Origin of the sequence: Streptomyces himastatinicus ATCC 53653, from assembly GCF_000158915.1 — a bacterium.
GTDB classification, from domain to species: domain Bacteria; phylum Actinomycetota; class Actinomycetes; order Streptomycetales; family Streptomycetaceae; genus Streptomyces; species Streptomyces himastatinicus.
The window spans coordinates 1,162,274-1,165,570 of the sequence record NZ_GG657754.1 but is presented as its reverse complement, the minus strand read 5'-3'; the positions used below and the strand labels follow the sequence as shown (position 1 = coordinate 1,165,570).

The following is a 3,297-nucleotide window of genomic DNA, read 5'->3' as shown; positions in this document are numbered from 1 at the left end:
CGCAGCTCGCCGTCGGACGTCCAGCGCACCACATCGCCCGTGCGGTACATCCGGCTCCCCGCCGGGCCGAACGGGTCGGCCAGGAAGCGGGATGCGGTCAGCCCCGGGCGGCCCAGATAGCCGCGGGCCAGTCCCGCCCCGGCCACGTACAGCTCCCCGGCCACGCCCACCGGAACCGGGCGCAGCGCGGAGTCCAGCACATAGGCCCGGGTGTTACGGATCGGTCCGCCGATCGGCGGCGCCCCCGAACCGGCGGTCAGCGGCCGGGACCAGGTGCTCACCACGGTCGACTCGGTCGGACCGTACGAGTTGATCATCCGGCGCCCCGGGGCCCAGCGGTCGACCAGTTCGGCGGAGCACGCGTCACCGCCGACGATCAGCGTGCGCAGATCCGGGATCCCCGCCTCCGGCACGGTGGCCAGCGCCGCCGGGGGAATCAGCGCATGGGTGACCCGGTGCTCGGTCAGCACCTGGGCCAGCCGCTCGCCCAGCAGCGGTCCCTCCTCCGCGACCACCAGCGCCGCGCCCCTCGGCAGGGAGACGCACAGCTCCAGTACGGAGGCGTCGAAGCTCGGCGAGGCGAACTGGAGGACCCGGTCCCCGGCCCGGACGTCGTAGTGCTCGGTGGCGGCGGCCGAGAAGCTCGCCAGCCCCGCGTGGGTGACCACGACCGCCTTGGGCACCCCGGTGGACCCGGAGGTGTAGATGACGTACGCCGGATGGTCCGGCGTCAGCGCGCGCACGGCCGGTGGATCGGCGGGGCCGTCGTCCACCCACACCGACGCCTGGTCGTCGAGGACGACCAGGGGTTCGGCGTCCCGCAGCATGAACGCCACCCGCTCCGCCGGGTAGTTGGGGTCGACCGGCAGGAACGCGCCGCCCGCCTTCACCACCGCCAGCTGCGCCACCACCATCTCCACCGACCGCGGCAGCACCAGCGCCACCAGCTTCTCCGGACCCACACCGCGCCCGGTCAGCCGGTGCGCCAGCCGGTTCGCCGCCGTCTCCAGCTCGGCGAAGGTGAGCCCGCCCGCCCCGGATGCCACGGCCAGGGCGTCCGGGGACACCGCGGCTTGCCGCTCGAACAGCTCGGCGAGGGTGGCCGGAGGCACCGGGTGTCCGGTGGCGTTCCACTCCACGAGGGTGCGCCGCAGCTCGGCCGGGGTGGCGAGCGGCAGCGCGCCCACCGCCCGGTCCGGGTCGTCGGCGATGCCGGTGAGGAGCGTCCGCAGGGCCGCGCCCATCCGCTCGGCCGTCGACGCGTCGAACAGGTCGGTGCTGTAGCTGATCAGCCCGCGCAGTACGCCCCCGTCGGCCTCGGCGAACTCCAGTGTGAGGTCGAAGCTCGCGGTGCCGGTCTCGGGCGCGATGTCCTCCAGCGCGAGTCCGGGCAGGTCCAGCTGCCCGCCGGGGATGTTCTGGAGGACCACCATCGCCTGGAACAGCGGGGTCCGGCTGGTGTCCCGGGTGGGCTGCACCTCGTCCACCACCCGCTCGAACGGCACGCTCTGGTGGGCGAAGGCGTCCAGGACGGTGCCGCGCACCTCGGACAGGAAGTCGGTGAAGCCGCGCTCGGGGTCGACCGAGGAGCGCAGCACCAGCGTGTTCACGAAGAAGCCGATCAGATGCTCCGCCTCGGCGCGCTCCCGCCCCGAGGTGACCGTCCCCACCGTGATGTCCTCCTGGCCGGACAGCCGGGACAGCAGCACCTGGGCCGCCGCCACCAGCGTCATGAACAGGGTGGTGCCACGGGCCTGTCCGTACTCCTTCAGGCGCCGGTTCACGGCCGCGGGTACTTCGAACTCCGCCGTCGCGCCATGTCCGCTCCGCACCGCTGGACGGGGCCGGTCGGTGGGCAGCTCCAGCGGCTCCACATTGCTCAACTGCCGCTTCCAGTACGTCAGTTGCTCATCGGTCTGCGGGCCGGACAGTTCGGTCCGCTGCCAGGCAGCGACGTCGGCGTACTGCACCGGGAGCGGTGGCAGCGCCGCCGCGTCGCCGGTCAGCGCCGCCCGGTACAGCTCGCGCAGATCGCCGATGAGCACACCGGTGGACCAGCCGTCGGTGATGATGTGGTGCAGCGTCAGCGTGAGGGCGTGGTCCTCGGCGCCCAGCCGGATCAGCCCGGTCCGCAGCAGCGGGCCGCGCCGCAGGTCGAACGGGCGCTCCCGCTCCCGCGCCAGCAGCTCCGTCAGCTCCGCCTCCCGCCGGTCGGCGGGAACGTCCGACAGATCGTGGCGGGCGAGCCGTACCGCGGAGGGCTCGTGCACGATCTGCACCCCGCGCCCGTCCACCGCGTCGAAGGTGGTGCGCAGCGACTCGTGCCGGGCCACCAGCGCGGTCAGCGCGGCCTCCAGTGCCGGGACGTCGAGGCTGCCGCGCATCCGCAGCGCCAGCGGGGTGATGTACTCGGTGCTGTCCGGTGCGAAGGAGTCCAGGAACCACAGCCGTTGCTGGGGATACGACAGCGGCAGCTCCGCGTCCCGGGGCACCGGGGTGATCGGCGCGGACACGGGGCGGCCGCTCGCCTCGGTGAGGGCCGCGGCGAGGGCGGCCACCGTCGAGTGGGTGAACACCAGCCGGGGCGAGACCTCCGCGGTGAACGCCTCGCGCAGCCGCGAGGTGAGCCGGATGCTGAGGATGGAGTCACCGCCGAGTACGAAGAAGTCGTCCTCGGCGCCGACCCGTTCGACCCCCAGCACCTCGGCCAGGATCGCCGCCGTGCGCCGCTCGGCCTCGTCACGCGGGGCGACATAGGCCGCCCGGTCCGGGTCCTCGCCGGGGACGGGCAGCGCCGCGCGGTCCAGCTTGCCGTTGCGGCTCAACGGCAGCGCGTCCAGCAGGACGACCGCGGACGGCACCATGTACTCCGGAAGCCCGGCCGCCACATGCGTACGCAACTCCGCGCCGTCCACGACCCGGTCGCCGCCCGGCACCACATAGGCCACCAGCCGCTTCACCCCGGGCCGGTCCTCCCGGGCCACGACCGCCGCGTCCGCCACCCCGGGGTGCGCGGTCAGGGCGCTCTCCACCTCGCCCGGCTCGATCCGGAAGCCCCGGACCTTCACCTGGTGGTCGGCGCGGCCGGTGAACTCCAGCGTGCCGTCCGGCCGCCGCCGCGCCAGGTCGCCGGTGCGGTACATCCGCTCCCCGGCGGGCCCGTACGGATCGGCGAGGAAGGCCGCCGCCGTCGCGCCGGGCCGCCCCAGATAGCCGCGGGCCACGCCCTCACCGGCGACGAAGAGTTCACCGACGACACCGGGCGGGACGATCCGCAGCCGCGCGTCCAGGACGTAC

1 protein-coding gene is annotated in these 3,297 nt (G+C 74.2%); it reads right to left on the bottom strand.

Features of this window, described 5'->3' with window-relative positions:
* Nucleotides 1-3,297, bottom strand: a 3,297-nt coding sequence (locus SSOG_RS04260; RefSeq protein WP_009712975.1) for a non-ribosomal peptide synthetase, incomplete at both ends; no start/stop codon positions are given.